The organism is Chitinophaga sp. OAE865, from assembly GCF_040546735.1.
In the GTDB taxonomy this organism is placed as follows: domain Bacteria; phylum Bacteroidota; class Bacteroidia; order Chitinophagales; family Chitinophagaceae; genus Chitinophaga; species Chitinophaga polysaccharea_A.
This window is the reverse complement of the sequence record NZ_JBEPOF010000001.1, coordinates 2,902,315-2,917,689: the sequence shown is the minus strand read 5'-3', so window position 1 is coordinate 2,917,689 and position 15,375 is coordinate 2,902,315. Positions and strand designations below refer to the sequence as shown.

The 15,375-nt window shown below is 46.6% G+C and carries 12 protein-coding genes and 1 tRNA gene; 5 read left to right on the top strand and 8 right to left on the bottom strand.

The features are described 5' to 3' along the window. Positions 1-149: 149 nt before the first annotated feature. From miaA to ABIE50_RS11890, 5 genes are all read right to left on the bottom strand, one after another. Entirely contained in the window at positions 150-1,049 is a 900-nt protein-coding gene (gene miaA / locus ABIE50_RS11910; RefSeq protein ID WP_209861345.1) for a tRNA (adenosine(37)-N6)-dimethylallyltransferase MiaA, read from the bottom strand. A 124-nt stretch (positions 1,050-1,173) separates the two neighbouring features. Further along, on the bottom strand, positions 1,174-1,752 hold the full coding sequence (locus tag ABIE50_RS11905; RefSeq protein ID WP_209861347.1) for an IS1096 element passenger TnpR family protein: 579 nt from the start codon (positions 1,750-1,752) through the stop codon (positions 1,174-1,176). A 101-nt stretch (positions 1,753-1,853) separates the two neighbouring features. After that, entirely contained in the window at positions 1,854-3,290 is a 1,437-nt protein-coding gene (locus tag ABIE50_RS11900) for a CCA tRNA nucleotidyltransferase (RefSeq protein WP_354027982.1), read from the bottom strand. A gap of 69 nt (positions 3,291-3,359) precedes the next feature. Next, on the bottom strand, positions 3,360-3,926 hold the full coding sequence (locus ABIE50_RS11895) for an L-threonylcarbamoyladenylate synthase (RefSeq protein WP_354027981.1): 567 nt from the start codon (positions 3,924-3,926) through the stop codon (positions 3,360-3,362). Then, a complete protein-coding gene (locus tag ABIE50_RS11890) occupies positions 3,927-5,069 on the bottom strand; it encodes a glycosyltransferase family 4 protein (RefSeq protein ID WP_354027980.1) in 1,143 nt (380 codons plus the stop codon). Between the two features lie 137 nt (positions 5,070-5,206). Here ABIE50_RS11890 and ABIE50_RS11885 point away from each other — a divergent pair, with 137 nt between their 5' ends. The 3 genes from ABIE50_RS11885 (at position 5,207) to ABIE50_RS11875 (ending at position 7,752) form a co-directional block, all read left to right on the top strand. After that, complete coding sequence (locus ABIE50_RS11885; protein ID WP_209861349.1) at positions 5,207-6,019, top strand: 2,3,4,5-tetrahydropyridine-2,6-dicarboxylate N-succinyltransferase; 813 nt, start codon at positions 5,207-5,209, stop codon at positions 6,017-6,019. Positions 6,020-6,138: 119 nt separating this feature from the next. Continuing rightward, positions 6,139-6,222: transfer RNA gene (locus tag ABIE50_RS11880), tRNA-Leu, on the top strand. A 747-nt stretch (positions 6,223-6,969) separates the two neighbouring features. Then, positions 6,970-7,752: a TraB/GumN family protein gene (locus tag ABIE50_RS11875; RefSeq protein ID WP_209861351.1), complete on the top strand. Its 783-nt coding sequence runs from the start codon at positions 6,970-6,972 to the stop codon at positions 7,750-7,752. Positions 7,753-7,963: 211 nt separating this feature from the next. Here ABIE50_RS11875 and ABIE50_RS11870 read toward each other — a convergent pair whose 3' ends face one another. Beyond that, positions 7,964-8,413, bottom strand: a complete 450-nt coding sequence (locus ABIE50_RS11870; protein WP_209861353.1) for a hypothetical protein — start codon at positions 8,411-8,413, stop codon at positions 7,964-7,966. A gap of 480 nt (positions 8,414-8,893) precedes the next feature. Between ABIE50_RS11870 and ABIE50_RS11865 the strand changes: the two genes are divergently transcribed. Continuing rightward, complete coding sequence (locus ABIE50_RS11865) at positions 8,894-9,337, top strand: DUF1016 N-terminal domain-containing protein (protein WP_209861355.1); 444 nt, start codon at positions 8,894-8,896, stop codon at positions 9,335-9,337. 65 nt (positions 9,338-9,402) lie between these two features. On the opposite strand, the gene ABIE50_RS11860 is transcribed toward ABIE50_RS11865, so the two are convergent. Both ABIE50_RS11860 and ABIE50_RS11855 read right to left on the bottom strand, forming a co-directional pair. Then, positions 9,403-10,296 (bottom strand): alpha/beta fold hydrolase, encoded by an 894-nt coding sequence (locus tag ABIE50_RS11860; RefSeq protein ID WP_209861357.1) that lies wholly within the window; start codon positions 10,294-10,296, stop codon positions 9,403-9,405. A 121-nt stretch (positions 10,297-10,417) separates the two neighbouring features. After that, positions 10,418-11,065, bottom strand: a complete 648-nt coding sequence (locus ABIE50_RS11855; RefSeq protein WP_209861359.1) for an NADPH-dependent F420 reductase — start codon at positions 11,063-11,065, stop codon at positions 10,418-10,420. A 186-nt stretch (positions 11,066-11,251) separates the two neighbouring features. Between ABIE50_RS11855 and ABIE50_RS11850 the strand changes: the two genes are divergently transcribed. Further along, the gene (locus ABIE50_RS11850) at positions 11,252-15,319 is read left to right on the top strand and encodes a hybrid sensor histidine kinase/response regulator (RefSeq protein ID WP_354027979.1); all 4,068 of its coding nucleotides are present in this window, start codon (positions 11,252-11,254) and stop codon (positions 15,317-15,319) included. Positions 15,320-15,375: the final 56 nt, after the last annotated feature.

Here is a 15,375-nt window from a genome sequence, read left to right as displayed (position 1 = left end):
CATGTTCCAGGCTTTTAAATACAAGAGGTTTACATATTTTATATTTATCCTAAATGTCCGGTTTCAGCACAGTGGTTGTCCGCAATTATTTTTTGTGGAGATGGGTACCGGTGTATGGCTGTAATGGCTGGCTCCTGCGCGGAGCCCCCTTACAATTGTTGCTGTACATAGGCCATGATAGCAGCCGGATCCCGTGGATCGAACCATTGGAAGGCAGGATCTTTCCTGAACCAGGTAAGCTGGCGTTTCGCGTATTGGCGGGTATGTGTTTTCACATCGTCGATAGCCTGATCCAGGGAGATATAGCCATCGAGGAAGCTGAATATTTCCTGGTAGCCTACGGTGCGGAGAGCGTTGTGGTCGCGGTAAGGCAACACAGAGCGGACTTCTTCCACCAGGCCGGCCTGCACCATGTTATCCACGCGGTGATGAATATTGTGATGGAGGAGTTCTTTGGGCAGGATGATGCCTGCTTTGATCATCCGGAAATCGCGGGGAGAGCGGGTAGCGCTGCGAAAGGTGGTGATGGAGCGGCCGGTGGCGTCCAGCACTTCCAGTGCGCGGATGAGGCGTTGGGGGTTCTGGGTTTCCGCGGTTGCGTAAAAACCCGGATCGCGTTCCTGCAGTTGCTGCTGCAACCAGGAAAGCCCATGCAAAGTATATTGTTCATTCAGCCGGGTACGGATCCCGGGCGCAATAACGGGCATGTCATCGATACCTTCCGCAAAGGCCCTGATATAAAGGCCGGTGCCGCCGCACATAATGGCGATATCGTTCTTTTCAAAGATTTCGCGGGCGTAACCGAGGGCCAGTTTTTCGTATATGCCTGCATTTACTTCCTCGCGGATGCTGTGTGAGTTGATGAAGTAATGGGGAACTGCCGCCAATTCATCCGGGGAGGGCTTCGCTGTACCGACGCTGATTTCGCGGTAGCATTGCCGGGAATCTGCAGAGATCACTGCTGTATTAAACAGCTGCGCCATTTGAACAGACAACGCCGTTTTACCTGAAGCAGTAGGACCTGCGATAATGATGACAGTTTTTTGCATATATATGGCGGTAAATATTTAGGGACCTGTTTATTTTTCCGAGACGGGCCATTTCAGCAAAGCGGGTGAAACGGATGATGTCTGCAAAAAATAAACAGGTCCCTAAAATGAGTGATGATATTATTTAAAAGTTATTTTCTTCTTCTCCCCCGAATTCTTCTCCTCCATCGCCGCCCATTGCGTCGCTTTCTTCTCCTTCCTCACCGAATCCGTCTGCATCCATACCTTCTTTATTGAGATCATATTTTTCTTCCATTTCCACGAGCTTATCGCCTACCAGGCCTTTGGTACCGTACTGACTGGGCGCAAGACCTTCCTTGCGTACGCAGGCAGGGTAAGTTATTTTGCTGTTTTCGTCTTTAGAAACGCCGATAAGCTCTACGAGGAAAGACCAGTTTTTGGCGAAATCGTAGAGATAGATAAATTTCTGATTAGGGTCTTTTACAGCGGCAGCAATCATGGTATCCGCCATGAGCAGGGGCTCAGCTTTGCGGGGTTGATTATCTGCTTCCAGGATGATTTCCCGGCCACGTTGCCAGTTATCATTGCTACGGAAAAAGGTGGCTTTGTGTTTTGAATCAAATTCGAATGACTGCAAAATTGCCTGGTGAAATAATAAAAACGTCTGATTCGGCTTAATGGCAATGTCCCTGTAGACACTCTCATCTTCTTCCCAGTAAACTCTGAATTTCAAAACCGGCATGACAAAAAGGTTATAAGTTATTTAATGATTAAACACTCCGCCATAAGCGGTTGATCCTGAATGCTAGTGTATCCTATTATGGTAATGTAAAATTACCGATTTTATTTAACCGGGCTTAGATTCAATGCGCCGGCTTTTTCCAGTAAAAAAGCGTATGCGGCCTCGTAAGTATTGGGGATTTCTCCATCCAGTATGGCTTCCCTGATGGCGCTTTTCAGGTCGCCTACAATCTTTCCTGGTTTCAGCCCGAAAGTTTCCATAATAATTTCCCCGGTTACCGGAGGTTGCCAGTTGCGGATCCGGTCGCTCTCCTCCACTTCTTTCAGGCGTTTGCGGACCAGTTCAAAATTTTCGAGGTAGCGTTTAACCTTTGCTTTATTTTTTGAGGTAATATCCGCTTCGCACAGCATCATCAGTCCTTCTATATCATCTCCGGCATCGAAGAGCAATCTGCGGATAGCCGAATCTGTTATATTCTCTTTAGTGAGACTGATAGGACGCAGGTGAAGCTCTACCAATTTTCTTACCAATTTCATTTTTTCGCTCATTGGTAATTTCATCCGGCTGAAGATACGGGGTACCATTTTACCTCCCACCGCGTCGTGGCCGTGGAAAGTCCAGCCGTGACCCGGCTCAAATTTTTTTGTGGCGGGTTTGCCGATATCGTGTAACAGTGCCGCCCAGCGCAGCCAAAGGTCTTTGGTATTTGCCGAAATATTGTCTACCACCTGCAAGGTATGATAAAAATTATCTTTATGTCCTTTTCCCTCGTACATCTCTACGCCCACCATATCGATCATCTGGGGGAAAATAATTTTGAGCAGACCGGACTTATACAAGAGATCCAATCCTACGGAGGGTTTGGGTGAGAGCATTATTTTATTGAACTCATCGGAGATCCGTTCCTGGGAAATGATCCTGATCCGTTCTGCATTTTCCTGTATAGCGGTGAAGGCGGTTTCTTCAATGGTGAACTGCAGCTGGGATGCGAAGCGGATAGCGCGCATCATGCGCAGGGGATCGTCGCTGAAGGTTTGGGCCGGCGCCAGGGGCGTGCGGATGATCTTCCTGTCGAGGTCATGCAGCCCCTCAAAGGGATCGAGCAGGGAGCCATAATCCCTGTCACGCAGGCTGATGGCCATGGCGTTGATGGTAAAATCGCGGCGGTTCTGGTCGTCCTGCAGGGTTCCGGCGGATACCTGGGGATTGCGGGATTCTTCGCGGTAGCTTTCTTTGCGGGCGCCCACGAATTCGATTTCCAGGTCGTTCAGCTTTACCTGGGCAGTGCCATAGGTTTTGAAGAAATTAACGGGAAGGTTGTCGCCTAATCTTTCAGCCACTTTGTGTGCGAGGGCGATACCATCGCCAACGCAAACAATGTCCATATCTTTTGTTTTTCTTCCGAGCAGTTTATCCCGCACAAAGCCCCCGATCAGATAGGCAGGAACACCCAGCTCGTGGGCGGCCAATGCTATCTTTTCGAGCACTTTTCTTTCCTGCAGGGAGCAGGGTATGTCCAACGGCTTGCTGCTGATCATATTTAAATATTCCTGTTAATTTTTATTCTTTGTTGGAAACCAGGGCGCAAATGTAATAAATAAACAATTTTAATCCCGGATTATCACGATTGAACCGTCTTTGTTTATCCGGATGATCCGAGAGGCCACGGCTGCGGTATTTTCTTCCTGCCGGTATTTCACCACATAATCCACGCCATTCCGGATCTCTGCGGCTACATCGCGGAAGCTGGCCGGGGAGGGTTGTCCGCTGATATTGGCGGAAGTGGACACCAGTGGTTTGCGGAGTCTTTTGATCAGGTGGCGGCAGAATGGGTCTTTCACGATGCGGATAGCGATGCTGCCGTCTTCACTGATCACGTTGGGTGCCAGCCCCAGCGCACCTTCGTAAATAACGGTGGTAGGGCGGGTAAAACCGGCGATGATATCGGCCATATCCGGGCGTGGATTTGCCACGTAGTGCAGCAGGTCTTTCACATCGGCCAGCAATACTACCAGGCTTTTGCTTTCGCTTCTTTTTTTGAGGGCAAAAATTTTCTGTACGGCTGCTTCATCGGTGGCATCGCAACCGATGCCCCAGATAGTGTCTGTAGGATAAAGGATAAGACCGCCGGACCGCAGCACCGGCATGGCTGCGCTGATATCATCTTCAAACATTTATATTTCCTTATTTAGTTGTTTATATACTTTCATCATGGCAGCGGCGCATTTATCGGGGGTAAAGCGCTGTGCGTGCTGCCATCCTTTTTCATGCATTTGTTTTACCAGGGAAGTATTTGTGGTGACCTGCCTCATAGCATCCGCTATGGATACAGGGTCCTGCGGATCTACATACAGGGCCGCATCTCCGGCTGTTTCTGCAAAGCAGGATCCCCGGGAAGTGATCACCGGTGTACGGCTCCACAGGGCTTCCAGGATGGGGATGCCAAATCCCTCAAAGAAAGAAGGATAGATGAGCGCCAGGGCGCCCTGGTACAGGAGTGGCAGCTCACTGTTCTTAATACGTACCTGTTCGTTAAGAAACACTACCTGCTGTGTGAGCCCGTTTTCTTCCAGGTAAGCCTTTACTTTCTTTTTATACGCGCCGCCGTTCCCCAGCACTACCAAAGGTACATCCAGTGTGCCTTTTAGTGTATTCATGGCCGTTACAATGCCCAACAGGTTTTTCCGTTCGATCAGCGAGCCCACGTACAGGAAATACTGTGAAGGTAAACGGTACTTCGCCCCCATTTCAGCAATATCATCATCGGGGTAGGTAACAGCGAAAGAGGGATCGCAGCTCTGGTATACCACATCGATCTTATGGGCCGGCGTTTGGTAGTAAGTGATCAGGTCCTGTTTTGTTTGTTCGCTGATAGCCACTACCCTGTCGGCCTCCCGGCAGGCGTAGTGGGCTTTGCGCCGGTATGTGATTACATCGATGGGATTATATTGTTCCGGGTATCTTTCAAAAATAAGATCGTGCATGGTAACTACCGACCTGATACCGCTTTTGTGGATACCGAAGGGCAGCTCATGACTAAGGCCGTGGTAAATGCCGATGTTGTAACGTAACAGGTCTTTTACCACGAAACGGCTGCGCCAGGCGGACTTAAACCAGCGGTGCAGGGGTTGTTGGGGCAATACTACTTTCACCTCCGGCAGGGCAGCAAGATCGTACATACCGGTTTGTTTAGGAGCAAACAGGTAATATTCATCTCCCGGAAAATCCTTTGCCAGAGATGATATCAGGGTACGGCTATAATTCCCCAGACCGGTGTCGTTCTGGAACGCGCGTTTGGCATCGAATCCTATTTTCATAAAGTAGTTTCTTCCACAAAACCCAAAATTACGGATTACAGCTGGCGAAACAGGTATATCTGACAAGATTTCCCGAAATACCTCTTTGTAATTCGTAATTTTATTTTCTACTTATTATGTTTGCAAAAAATAAAAAAATGGAATTACAACAACAAATACTGGCTGCCTGGGCTGATCGCAGTCTCTTACAGGAAACACAGTACACAGATGCAGTTAAGGCGGTGATAGAAGCGGTAGATAAAGGCCATCTGAGAGTTGCGGCTCCTACAGAGAACGGCTGGCAGGTGAACGAGTGGGTGAAGCAGGCAATTTTAATGTACTTCTCCATCCAGCCAATGGAAACAATGGAGTTACCTCCGTTTGAGTTCTATGATAAAATGAGACTGAAGTCGAACTATAAAGACCTTGGCGTAAGAGTAGTTCCCCATGCGATAGCCCGTTATGGCGCTTACATTGCGAAGGGTTGCATCCTGATGCCATCTTATGTTAACATAGGCGCTTTTGTGGATGAAGGCACCATGGTAGATACCTGGGCTACAGTAGGATCCTGCGCGCAGATCGGTAAAAATGTGCACCTGAGCGGCGGCGTTGGTATTGGCGGTGTGCTGGAACCATTACAGGCCAGCCCGGTGATCATTGAAGACGGCTGCTTTGTGGGTTCCCGTTGTATAGTAGTGGAAGGTGTTATCGTGGAAAAAGAAGCGGTGCTGGGTGCTAACGTAGTACTGACCCAATCTACCAAGATCATTGATGTAAGCGGCAGTGAGCCGATTGAATACAAGGGCCGTGTACCTGCGCGCAGCGTGGTGATTCCCGGTACCTATACCAAGAAATTCCCTGCCGGCGAATACCAGGTGTCGTGTGCACTGATCATTGGTCAGCGTAAAGCCTCTACAGACCTGAAGACCAGCCTGAACGACACGTTGCGTGAGTTCAATGTAGCAGTGTAAATATTTTCATAGCAACGGCGCCTGCCTTTAACAGGCGCCGTTTTTTTATGCGCTGAAAAAAAATTTGGTTAATTTAAAAAAGTGTTTACTTTTGCAATCCCTTTACGGGGACATGCGATGCCCAGATGGCGAAATTGGTAGACGCACTGTGTTCAGGTCGCAGCGTTCGCAAGGATGTGCTGGTTCGAATCCAGTTCTGGGCACGAGAGAGGACAAGCTTAGGCTTGTCCTCTTTTTGTTTTGGGGAGATGTGTTGGATTCCTCCAAAAACCAATTTTTGGGGAAAATCGAGTCACTGAATATCACTTCTTCTTCACATTTCTGTCTTAAAGCTGATTAAAGGTTACCTGGATTTTAATCCCCATGGTATATTATTCCTGCCTCCAACACCTAAATTACATTCTATATAATTAAGACAATATTTTAACACTTCAGCCTCTTGCGGAATTTTTAAATAACCAATATTCACAATTACATTGCGGTGATATGATTTTCTGAAGAGAAGCAATAGTCATCTGGAAAATCGAAATATTTTAAACATACTGTATCCATATCTACCCACCATCCCATCGGATTAATAAAAGTAAAAGCTCTTTGAATTATTATTTAAAAGAGATAAAGTACCTCGGATTTCCTATCCGGCATTGTAGAAAACGTTGCAGTACTATTACGAAAAGGAAGGTAAAATGGTAGAAAATTTATTTTACGATAAATTGCCAGATACCGAAATTGATAAGTATTTTGGAGGAACTGATCCGCTTAATCAGTTGGAGTATTTTGATCTGAAACAGGAATTCCTTTCGGAACAACTTCAGCACCAATAGTTTCACATTATTTTTTACTAACTACCGATTATGATATTCTTACTAAGAAAACCTCCATTCTATGCGGGCATTTTTCTAGTGTTTGTTTGCATAAACACCTTTCATTCTTCTTGTCAGCCACCTCGTATGGACAAAGCCTTATTATGGGAGATCAAAGGAAAAAACATTAAAGCACCTTCTTATCTCTTTGGCACCTTTCATCTGATATGTAAGGAGGATCTTAATTACCCTCCAGGAATGACAGAGGCATTTTCTCGCTGCAAAACACTTGTATTGGAAAATGATTTTGAAGGCGACTCATCAAAACAGGCAGTTTTATCTCAATTAATCGGCCCCGAAGGATATGCTGTCAGAAATGCATTTAATAGCCTCAATTATGAAAGGCTTTCACGATACTTTGAAGATTCTATGAACTTGGATATGGATAGACTACAAAAGTTCAGACCATCGGCGCTATATGTATTGCTATATAGAAAGGTCAGCCCCTGTCCTAACGCCCTTAGTATGGAGAGGGAACTTCTGAAGTCAGCCAGCGAAAAAGGGTTAACGCTGAAAGCAATGGAACCTACCACTGCCGTACTAAGCGGAATTTCTCAAACAGACAGTACTCAGGCCGCAGAGGTAATTCAGTTATTGGATCAGGGGACACAGGGAAAGAAGATGTACGATAGTATGCTTTTGCACTATAAGCAGGAAGATATTTCGGAACTTTATCAGGCATCAAAAAGAAATGGTGGCAATACTAACCTTGAAGATCGAAATGAAAATTGGATTCCCAGAATGGAAGATCAAATAAAACAAGGACCCACCTTTTTCGCAGTAGGTGCTGCCCATTTGGACGGAAACAAAGGGCTTATTATGCTTTTAAGGCAAAAAGGATATATAGTAAAACCTGTTAGAAAAAAATAAAAATTGGAAAGTATTGGTTTGGATTCAAGTGCCATTAACTATGATAGCCCAGGAATTTGCATCCCAATTTAATCAGACAACGGCAGGTATGGATGCTGGTATACCATTACGCCTTTCTATTATAAAGGTTACAATTTGGCCCGACATATCTGAAAGTAGAATTGGAAGTTTATCTGACATTCATAAGGTCTGTCTTTCTATTAACCCTATCCTAGTTCTTTTTATCCATTAATTCAAGATTTAGAAGTAATCTTTCTATCAAAATTCTTAATTGCACCACGTCCTCTGCCTCCCAATCTCTACTATCTATTTCTTTAATAATCTCCCTACTAGTTTTGAGTAGGCTATACCCAAATTCTCTTATATCCAGGTCATATGCTTTAAAACTTTTTGAATTCCGAAATAATTCAACAACAGAATGATCCCGTTTTTTCCTTATTACAAAAAAAAATGGCCCATCAAAAAACGTCAACTGAGCTTCATTGTATCCAGGTCCTAAAATTTGAATCATACTTTGAATCCAGGAATTAAGCACAGCTACGATAGCGTCATTCCAATTTTGCTCAGGGAAAAAAGAATTGCCCACTTCTACTGAAATTATCCCAGTAATTACCTTTCGCTTAGATACTTCAAGCGACTTTATATCAAAATTTACCTCCATAGTTCTAATATATTGGATAAGCAGTTTTAATCATATTTGTTGCTTTGTTTAGCCACATTCCAATTTCTAAGCCATAAGATGCTGTTCCCCTTAACAGTATTCTATCGCCTTGAGTCTTTAAAGAACCTCAGCCTCAGCAATGGGTAAGGATGTAAGTATAACCATTGGTATCTTTCCTGAAAGCCATCACCGCTACGCAAAATAAAACGCAGCGGTCGGAACTGCAAAGCGGCTAAGATTGGTTGAGTGACAATAACCTCAAAATAATTTTGATACAATGCCAGACTGAAGCTGTGTTAACGGCGAATGTACAGCTATTAGCAATATTTTGGGAGATAGGAATGCTAAATCGCAGCAGGAACAGGATTAGGGATGAATCAAAGTAATTAAGCAACTAGCCAATGACCTGAGTATTGCATTCCCTGACTTTATGGGCCTTTTTCCAAGGAATCTTCGCTATATGATGAACCTTGCAATAGCATGGCCGAGACTATAGGTATTGAGAGACCTGGAGCCCGCCTGGGATATGAATTCAATTTGCAGCAGCCTGCTACAAAATTACTATGGTTTTATATCTGTAAACTCATTCCTTTATTACCTAATTTCGAGGCTATTTATTTAACGCGAAAGTCCATCATCCCTAAAAATTTGGAGATCGCTGATAAAAATAGCCCAATGATTAAAAGAGAAGGCGCAGCCTCAATCGAACAATCTTTATTCAAAGAGCTATTGCAGCTTATCGAGCAAAGCCAACGACAAGTACTTACACATGCGAACAATACTCTTACAATACTTTTCTGGCAGATTGAGCAACGCATTAACGGCGAAATCCTTGAAAATAAAAGAGCGGAGTATGCAAAACAGATTTTGTCGACACTGTCGACAAAATTAATACGCCTGGATGGATTTGCCTTATCACTTTGATCCTCTTCATTGGCCCTGGGCCGGTCATTATCTGCTGGCTATTCCGAAATTACGTGTTCCTGTCTTTACTTCGCGTCTGCTGAAAAAAACGACTGCAAATGGCTGGCTGTAACAACAGGTTGTTCCTCCATTAAAAAGTGGCTGGCGGTCAATTGTTGACCAGTCACATCCCTGCACCATTGTCGCCAGATAGAAAGTGGATCTCCGAAACCTGTTACGAACCCGTCATCCGACCAAAGTACAAGTAACGGACATTGTATACGCTGACCGCTATCCCTGCTTTCACGTTCTGCCTGCAGATCAAGCGTATTGCCTGCCCGATATTCTGCACACATGGCGTTTATTACGGCATGCCTGCGAAAACAGCGAAAATACTCATCGCGTGCCGCCGGCAACATAAATGTTTTACCACCAGACCATTTGTTAAGAATATACTCCAGGTAGAAATCATGGCTTGCCGCCAGCATTGTTTCCGGTACGGGATGAGGTTGTCCCATAAACCACCAGTTCGCCAGTGACCCTGCAAGCGAAAAATTGATCCTGTCAGCAATATCTGCGGTGGATATAATATCAAGCATGGCTGCTTTCCATATCCGGTGTGGAAAATCCAGGCACATGCGAAAAGCAACCCTTCCTCCCCTGTCGTGCCCCGCAACAAAGAACTCAGGACATCCAAGCTGCTCCATAAATGCTACGAGTAATCGTGCCACATTTTGTTTGGTATAGCGTTCATCACCACCTTCAGCCGTAATAGATGAATCGCCGTAACCTGGCAGGTCTGGCATTACCAATGTAAACGCTGAGGTCAGCAAGGGTGCAACCTGAAACCAGGCAGCATGCGTTTCCGGAAACCCGTGCAGCAGTAACAGGGGCGGTCCGTCGCCTGCAATGCTATAGGCGATTTCCGCACCTGGCAGCTCTTCATAGTGCGTTGCTAATAATTCGCTGTTCTCTTTCATATTGTCAGGTTAATTGAAGGTGGCTGATAGATGACAACATCTGATTCATCCGGTATTATTCCTGATACATCAAAAGAAAAAAGCGCAATTATTGCACCAGAATAAACAAAAATGTCCCCTCTTACGGCTTCAGCAATTTAAACGCATGATCCCAGCTATTGTGCAGAAAACCAGGTATGCACCACAATATACAAAGCGGCTCTATAGCCCGGGCAGCCGAAGCTCCACCCATATCTTCCGTTTCCCATCCGAAGCTTGTCAGTATATCCGTTACCGTTGTTTTGGCTCCGGCATCATTGCCACAAATAAACATGGTAGGCTTTCCACCCGGTAATTGTGGTTTATACATCACCGCATTCCCTATGCTGTTAAAAGCCTTTACCACACTGGCATCGGGAATAAGCCCCTGGATTTTTTCCATCAGCGAACTGTTCAGGTCTGTGAAAAATTGCAGTACACCGGTTTCAGGTGGTGGCCCGGCAATAGGATTTGTAGTATCGACCACTATTTTACCGGCGAAGTTGGCTACGCCGGCCTGCTGCACTGCCGATTCTGCTACGCCGCCAGCTACACAAAGGATCAGCAGTTCACCAAAACGGGCGGTAACATCAAACGTTCCGGTTTCTCCTTTTGGATTTTCGCTTTTCCATTTCTTCACGGTATCTTTTCCGGGGTCGCGGGTACCTAGCATTACATCGTGTCCTTCTGTTATGAACGCGGTTCCAAGTGTTTGTCCTACTTCACCGGAACCTATAACACCGATTTTCATGGTTAAATATTTTGAGGAATTTGAAAATAGAGGAATGCCGGTCTGTTGTATAAAAGAAAGATACAAATTTAGGATGATAACTAAATACCATACTTGCTAACTTTACGCATTCCTTCCCTCCTTCACAACCAGAAATTTAGTACCTTAACGGATGGCAACGGCAATGCCACCGTAAACCGGCACGTTATGAAGCGATTGTCTCTGATCTGTTCCCTGCTGATCTGTATGTTCACCTGTACGCCAGCTGTTTTTGCAGGTGATACAGCTTCTTATTATATCCAGCAACTTGATAACCGAAACGGCCTTTCCAACAGCGCAGTTAATTCCCTGTTCCTGGATTCAGACAAGCTGCTGTGGGCTGCCACCTGGGATGGGCTGAATATGTACGATGGCACCGCCTTTCATGTTTTTAATTATAGTAAAGACAACCCGCTGCACAGCATCGGCAATAATGTAGTGCTGCAGGTAACGGAAGACGGCCAGCGGCGTATCTGGCTCAGCACTATTGAAGGGGTATCCCGGTACGATAAACAAAGCGGGAAATTCCATAACTATTTTTACGGCCGGCAACAACGCAGCCGCATCAGCGAACAGGAATACCGGCTGATTGCCGATACCGCCGGGCAGCTTTATTGCCTCAGCCGCCAGGAAGGACTTACCCGCTACAACGCCGGTGCCGATTCCTTTGTGGTATGCCCCCTCCCTGCCGGTAATAACCGCATCAGCAAAGCAGTAGTATTCGACAGCGCCAACCACCTGTGGGTGCTCCGCGGCGATGGCAGCCTGGAAATATATGCGGATTGGCAGGCACAATGGCCGTTACTACAGCGCTATACCAATGTACAGGCCCTGTTCTCTGTTAACGGCAGGATCTTTTTCACCACTACTGCACATGAGCTGATGGCCGTATCCGGAGGTACGCACCAGGCACAACTGCAGGCCCTGCTTCCGCATGCCGTAAACGCCATGACCATCTACAATCAGCACTACCTGCTGGCCTGGGTCACACAAGGCTTTGGCGAGTATGATGCACAGTTCCGGCCCACACAGCTGTTGCCCGAAGCCACACGGCAGCTGCAGGACATGAAGATCATATCATGGGCTGCCGGTAACGAACAGGAGTTGTGGTGCGGAACAGATGGCAACGGTATCATCAAAATATACCCGCAAACAAGATACTTTGGCACCGTAAACAGGAATACCGGCGGCGCTGCTTTTAATAAACCTATACGCGCCTTCTGTGCTAATGGCAACGATCTTTGGGTGGGCACCAAAGGTAGCGGTATCATCTGTTTCCCAGGTTTCACCCGACAACCGGCGCCTCCACATCAGCAATTATTTTCGGCGGAACTGGACGATAATTCCGTTTTTGCGCTTTGCCGCGGTATGGATAGTATCATCTTTATAGGTACTGATGGCAAAGGTCTTGCGCTTTACGACCAGCTGCATAAACGCTTCATCAACTGGGCACAGGTAAAAGGCAGCAGTAAATTGCCGGTATTTGGCTCTGTATATGCCATACTACAGGATACCGACAGCTCGCTATGGCTGGGCACCAGCGGGTACGGACTGGTACATCTGCGGATTCAGCGGCAAGGAGGCGCCATGGCCGTAACGGCATTTCATCAGTATACTTTCAACGGCAGCGACAGCGGTCCTGCTAACGATATCATCTATTCACTGGCCCCCGGTCCCGCTAACTCCCTATGGATAGGCTGCCGTTACGGTGGGCTTAACCTGTTCAACAAAACACAGCAAAAGTTCCAGGTGTTTAAGGCCTTCAGCTATGAAGGCGCCTTATCACATAATGATGTGCTGGCATTATACCGCGATGCAAAGCAGCGGTTATGGATAGGCACCAGTTACGGCTTGAATTGTATTGCAGAAGCAGATATCAGTAAACCACGACCAGCATTTGCACGTTATAATACCGGCAACGGACTGCCCAATAATACCATTCATGCCATTACGCAGGACAACGACGGCCTCATTTGGGTAAGTACCAATAAAGGACTGGCACGTATCAATCCCGCTACCGCTGAAATATCCCATTTCCAGGAGGCAGATGGATTACAAAGCAATGAGTTCAGTGACGGGGCAGTTTGGAAAGATCCTTCAGGACGGCTTTACTTCGGCGGCGTATACGGCTTCAATTATTTCATTCCTTCCAATATACAGGAACGCCACGTGTATCCTAACCTGCTGGTATCAGGATTGCAGCTGGCCGGCAAAACAAATGAGAACGGCCTGGAAGTACTGCAACCAGGGGAATATAACGCCGCCGCCTATACGCTGGCAAGACGAGATAACTTTTTTGAACTGCAGGGCAAAGCCGTCAGTTTTCTTCATGCAGAAAAATGTGAATATGCCTGGCTGCTGGAAGGCTATGATAAAAACTGGCAGTACACCGGCGGCAATGGCCGGATCGCTTATAGCAACGTACCCCCGGGCCGCTATGTGCTGAAAGTGAAATGGAGCAACGGGGAAGGCGTATGGACCCCGCCCAGCGTACTGTTTACCCTTACCGTTCAACAATACTTCTGGCTTACCTGGCCCGCATTCCTGTTGTACCTGTTGCTGCTGGGCAGCGCGGGCACTGCTTTCTGGCTGTACCGGAAAAATAAACTGAGCATGAAGCATCAGCTGGAAATGGAGCATATGCTGCGTAAAAAAGAAGAAGAAGTACATGAAGAGCAACTCCGCTTTTTTACCAACATCGCCCACGAACTGCAAACACCGCTGACGCTGATCGTTGGCGCAGCAGAACGCAGCCGCGAACAACCGGGCGACACCTATCACCAGGCCCTGGTACATCAACATGCTTCCAGGCTTACCTACCTGGTACAGCAGTTGCTCGAATTCCGCAGGGCTGAAGCCGGCTTCCTGGAAAACTATTACTCTACGCTTAATATCTCCGCGCTGCTGGAAAATATTGCAGCCTTGTTTAAACCTATGTGCCAGCAAAAAGCCTTACGCTTTGAAACCAATATTGCGCAGGCATTGATTGCGGCCATGGATAAAGATAAGCTGGAAAAGATCCTGTTTAACCTGCTGAGCAACGCCTGTAAATATACCAACCAGGAAGAAACGATCCTGCTACGCGCCAAACAAACGGATAACTGCCTGGACATCTATGTGTATAATTCCGGCAGCCATATACCGGCGGAGCAACTTGATAACCTGTTTACCCGTTTTTTCAGTACCGGTACCGCCACACATGGAAAATTCGGTACAGGCATAGGGCTGGCATTCACCCAGCAAATGGTGCACCTGCTCAATGGCAGCATCCGTGCAGTGAATGAAAATAACGGGGTGGCTTTTTACGTACAGCTCCCGCTTTCAGAAACTCAACTGCAGCAACCCGGAGCGCCTGCCAATCCTGTTCCTTCCTACCTGTTGCAATCCATTACTGCCAACCTGTTACCGCAAACAACGCCGGTGATTGATCCCAATAAATTATCCAGGATCCGGAGCGTACAGGAGGTGGGTAAAAAAAGTATTTTGTTGGTGGAAGATGAATACGCCATCCGCCAGCTGTTAAAAGACCTGCTGGCCGGTCAGTATGTCATATATGAAGCCGCTAATGGCAACGAGGCGCTGGAGCTGATCAGGCAAACACTGCCCGACCTGATCATCAGCGATATCATGATGCCCGATATGAACGGCCTTGAGCTCTGCGATAAAGTAAAGAATGCCGCCAGTACCTGTCATATTCCTTTTATTATCCTGTCGGCCCGCGGCACTATGGACCAGCAAACAGAAGGCTATGAAGCAGGCGCAGATGCCTATCTACCCAAACCCTTCTACGCGGATCATTTACAGGTAAGGGTACGTAAACTGCTGGAATACCGCCAACGCCTGCACGAAATTTTCAAAAGGGATCATCCTTTGGGGCAGCTGGAAGAAACCGGTATGCCGGATACCGATAAACAGTTCCTGCAGGAACTGGTACAGGTGATAGAAGACCGGATGGATGAGGAAGGGTTGAATGCCGAAGCATTGGAAAAACATATGCTCCTCAGCAAAATGCAGTTATACCGGAAACTGAAAACACTCACCAATATGACACCGGCAGAATTTATCCGTTATATCCGGTTAAAACAAGCTGCCCGGCTCCTGGTAAAAACCCAGCTTACCGTAGCCGAAATTTTTTATAAAACAGGGTTTAATAACCAGTCCTATTTTTTCCGTGAGTTTAAAAAGATGTATCGCTGTTCCCCTAATGAATACCGCGAACAACAAACCATAGTATAGTTGGGTTTACATGACAAGTAAACGATCAATCAGCTGATTATCAATAAATATCGCTC

Bases quoted from the DNA above. Each gene is read 5' to 3' on its own strand.
- ABIE50_RS11900 (WP_354027982.1), bottom strand. From the start codon at position 3,290: ATGATCAGCAGCAAGCCGTTGGACATACCCTGCTCCCTGCAGGAAAGA.
- ABIE50_RS11860 (WP_209861357.1), bottom strand. From the start codon at position 10,296: ATGAAAGAGAACAGCGAATTATTAGCAACGCACTATGAAGAGCTGCCA.
- ABIE50_RS11865 (WP_209861355.1), top strand. From the start codon at position 8,894: ATGGCCGAGACTATAGGTATTGAGAGACCTGGAGCCCGCCTGGGATAT.
- ABIE50_RS11905 (WP_209861347.1), bottom strand. From the start codon at position 1,752: ATGCCGGTTTTGAAATTCAGAGTTTACTGGGAAGAAGATGAGAGTGTC.
- ABIE50_RS11895 (WP_354027981.1), bottom strand. From the start codon at position 3,926: ATGTTTGAAGATGATATCAGCGCAGCCATGCCGGTGCTGCGGTCCGGC.
- ABIE50_RS11875 (WP_209861351.1), top strand. From the start codon at position 6,970: ATGGACAAAGCCTTATTATGGGAGATCAAAGGAAAAAACATTAAAGCA.
- ABIE50_RS11855 (WP_209861359.1), bottom strand. From the start codon at position 11,065: ATGAAAATCGGTGTTATAGGTTCCGGTGAAGTAGGACAAACACTTGGA.
- ABIE50_RS11870 (WP_209861353.1), bottom strand. From the start codon at position 8,413: ATGGAGGTAAATTTTGATATAAAGTCGCTTGAAGTATCTAAGCGAAAG.
- ABIE50_RS11885 (WP_209861349.1), top strand. From the start codon at position 5,207: ATGGAATTACAACAACAAATACTGGCTGCCTGGGCTGATCGCAGTCTC.
- ABIE50_RS11850 (WP_354027979.1), top strand. From the start codon at position 11,252: ATGAAGCGATTGTCTCTGATCTGTTCCCTGCTGATCTGTATGTTCACC.
- ABIE50_RS11890 (WP_354027980.1), bottom strand. From the start codon at position 5,069: ATGAAAATAGGATTCGATGCCAAACGCGCGTTCCAGAACGACACCGGT.
- miaA (WP_209861345.1), bottom strand. From the start codon at position 1,049: ATGCAAAAAACTGTCATCATTATCGCAGGTCCTACTGCTTCAGGTAAA.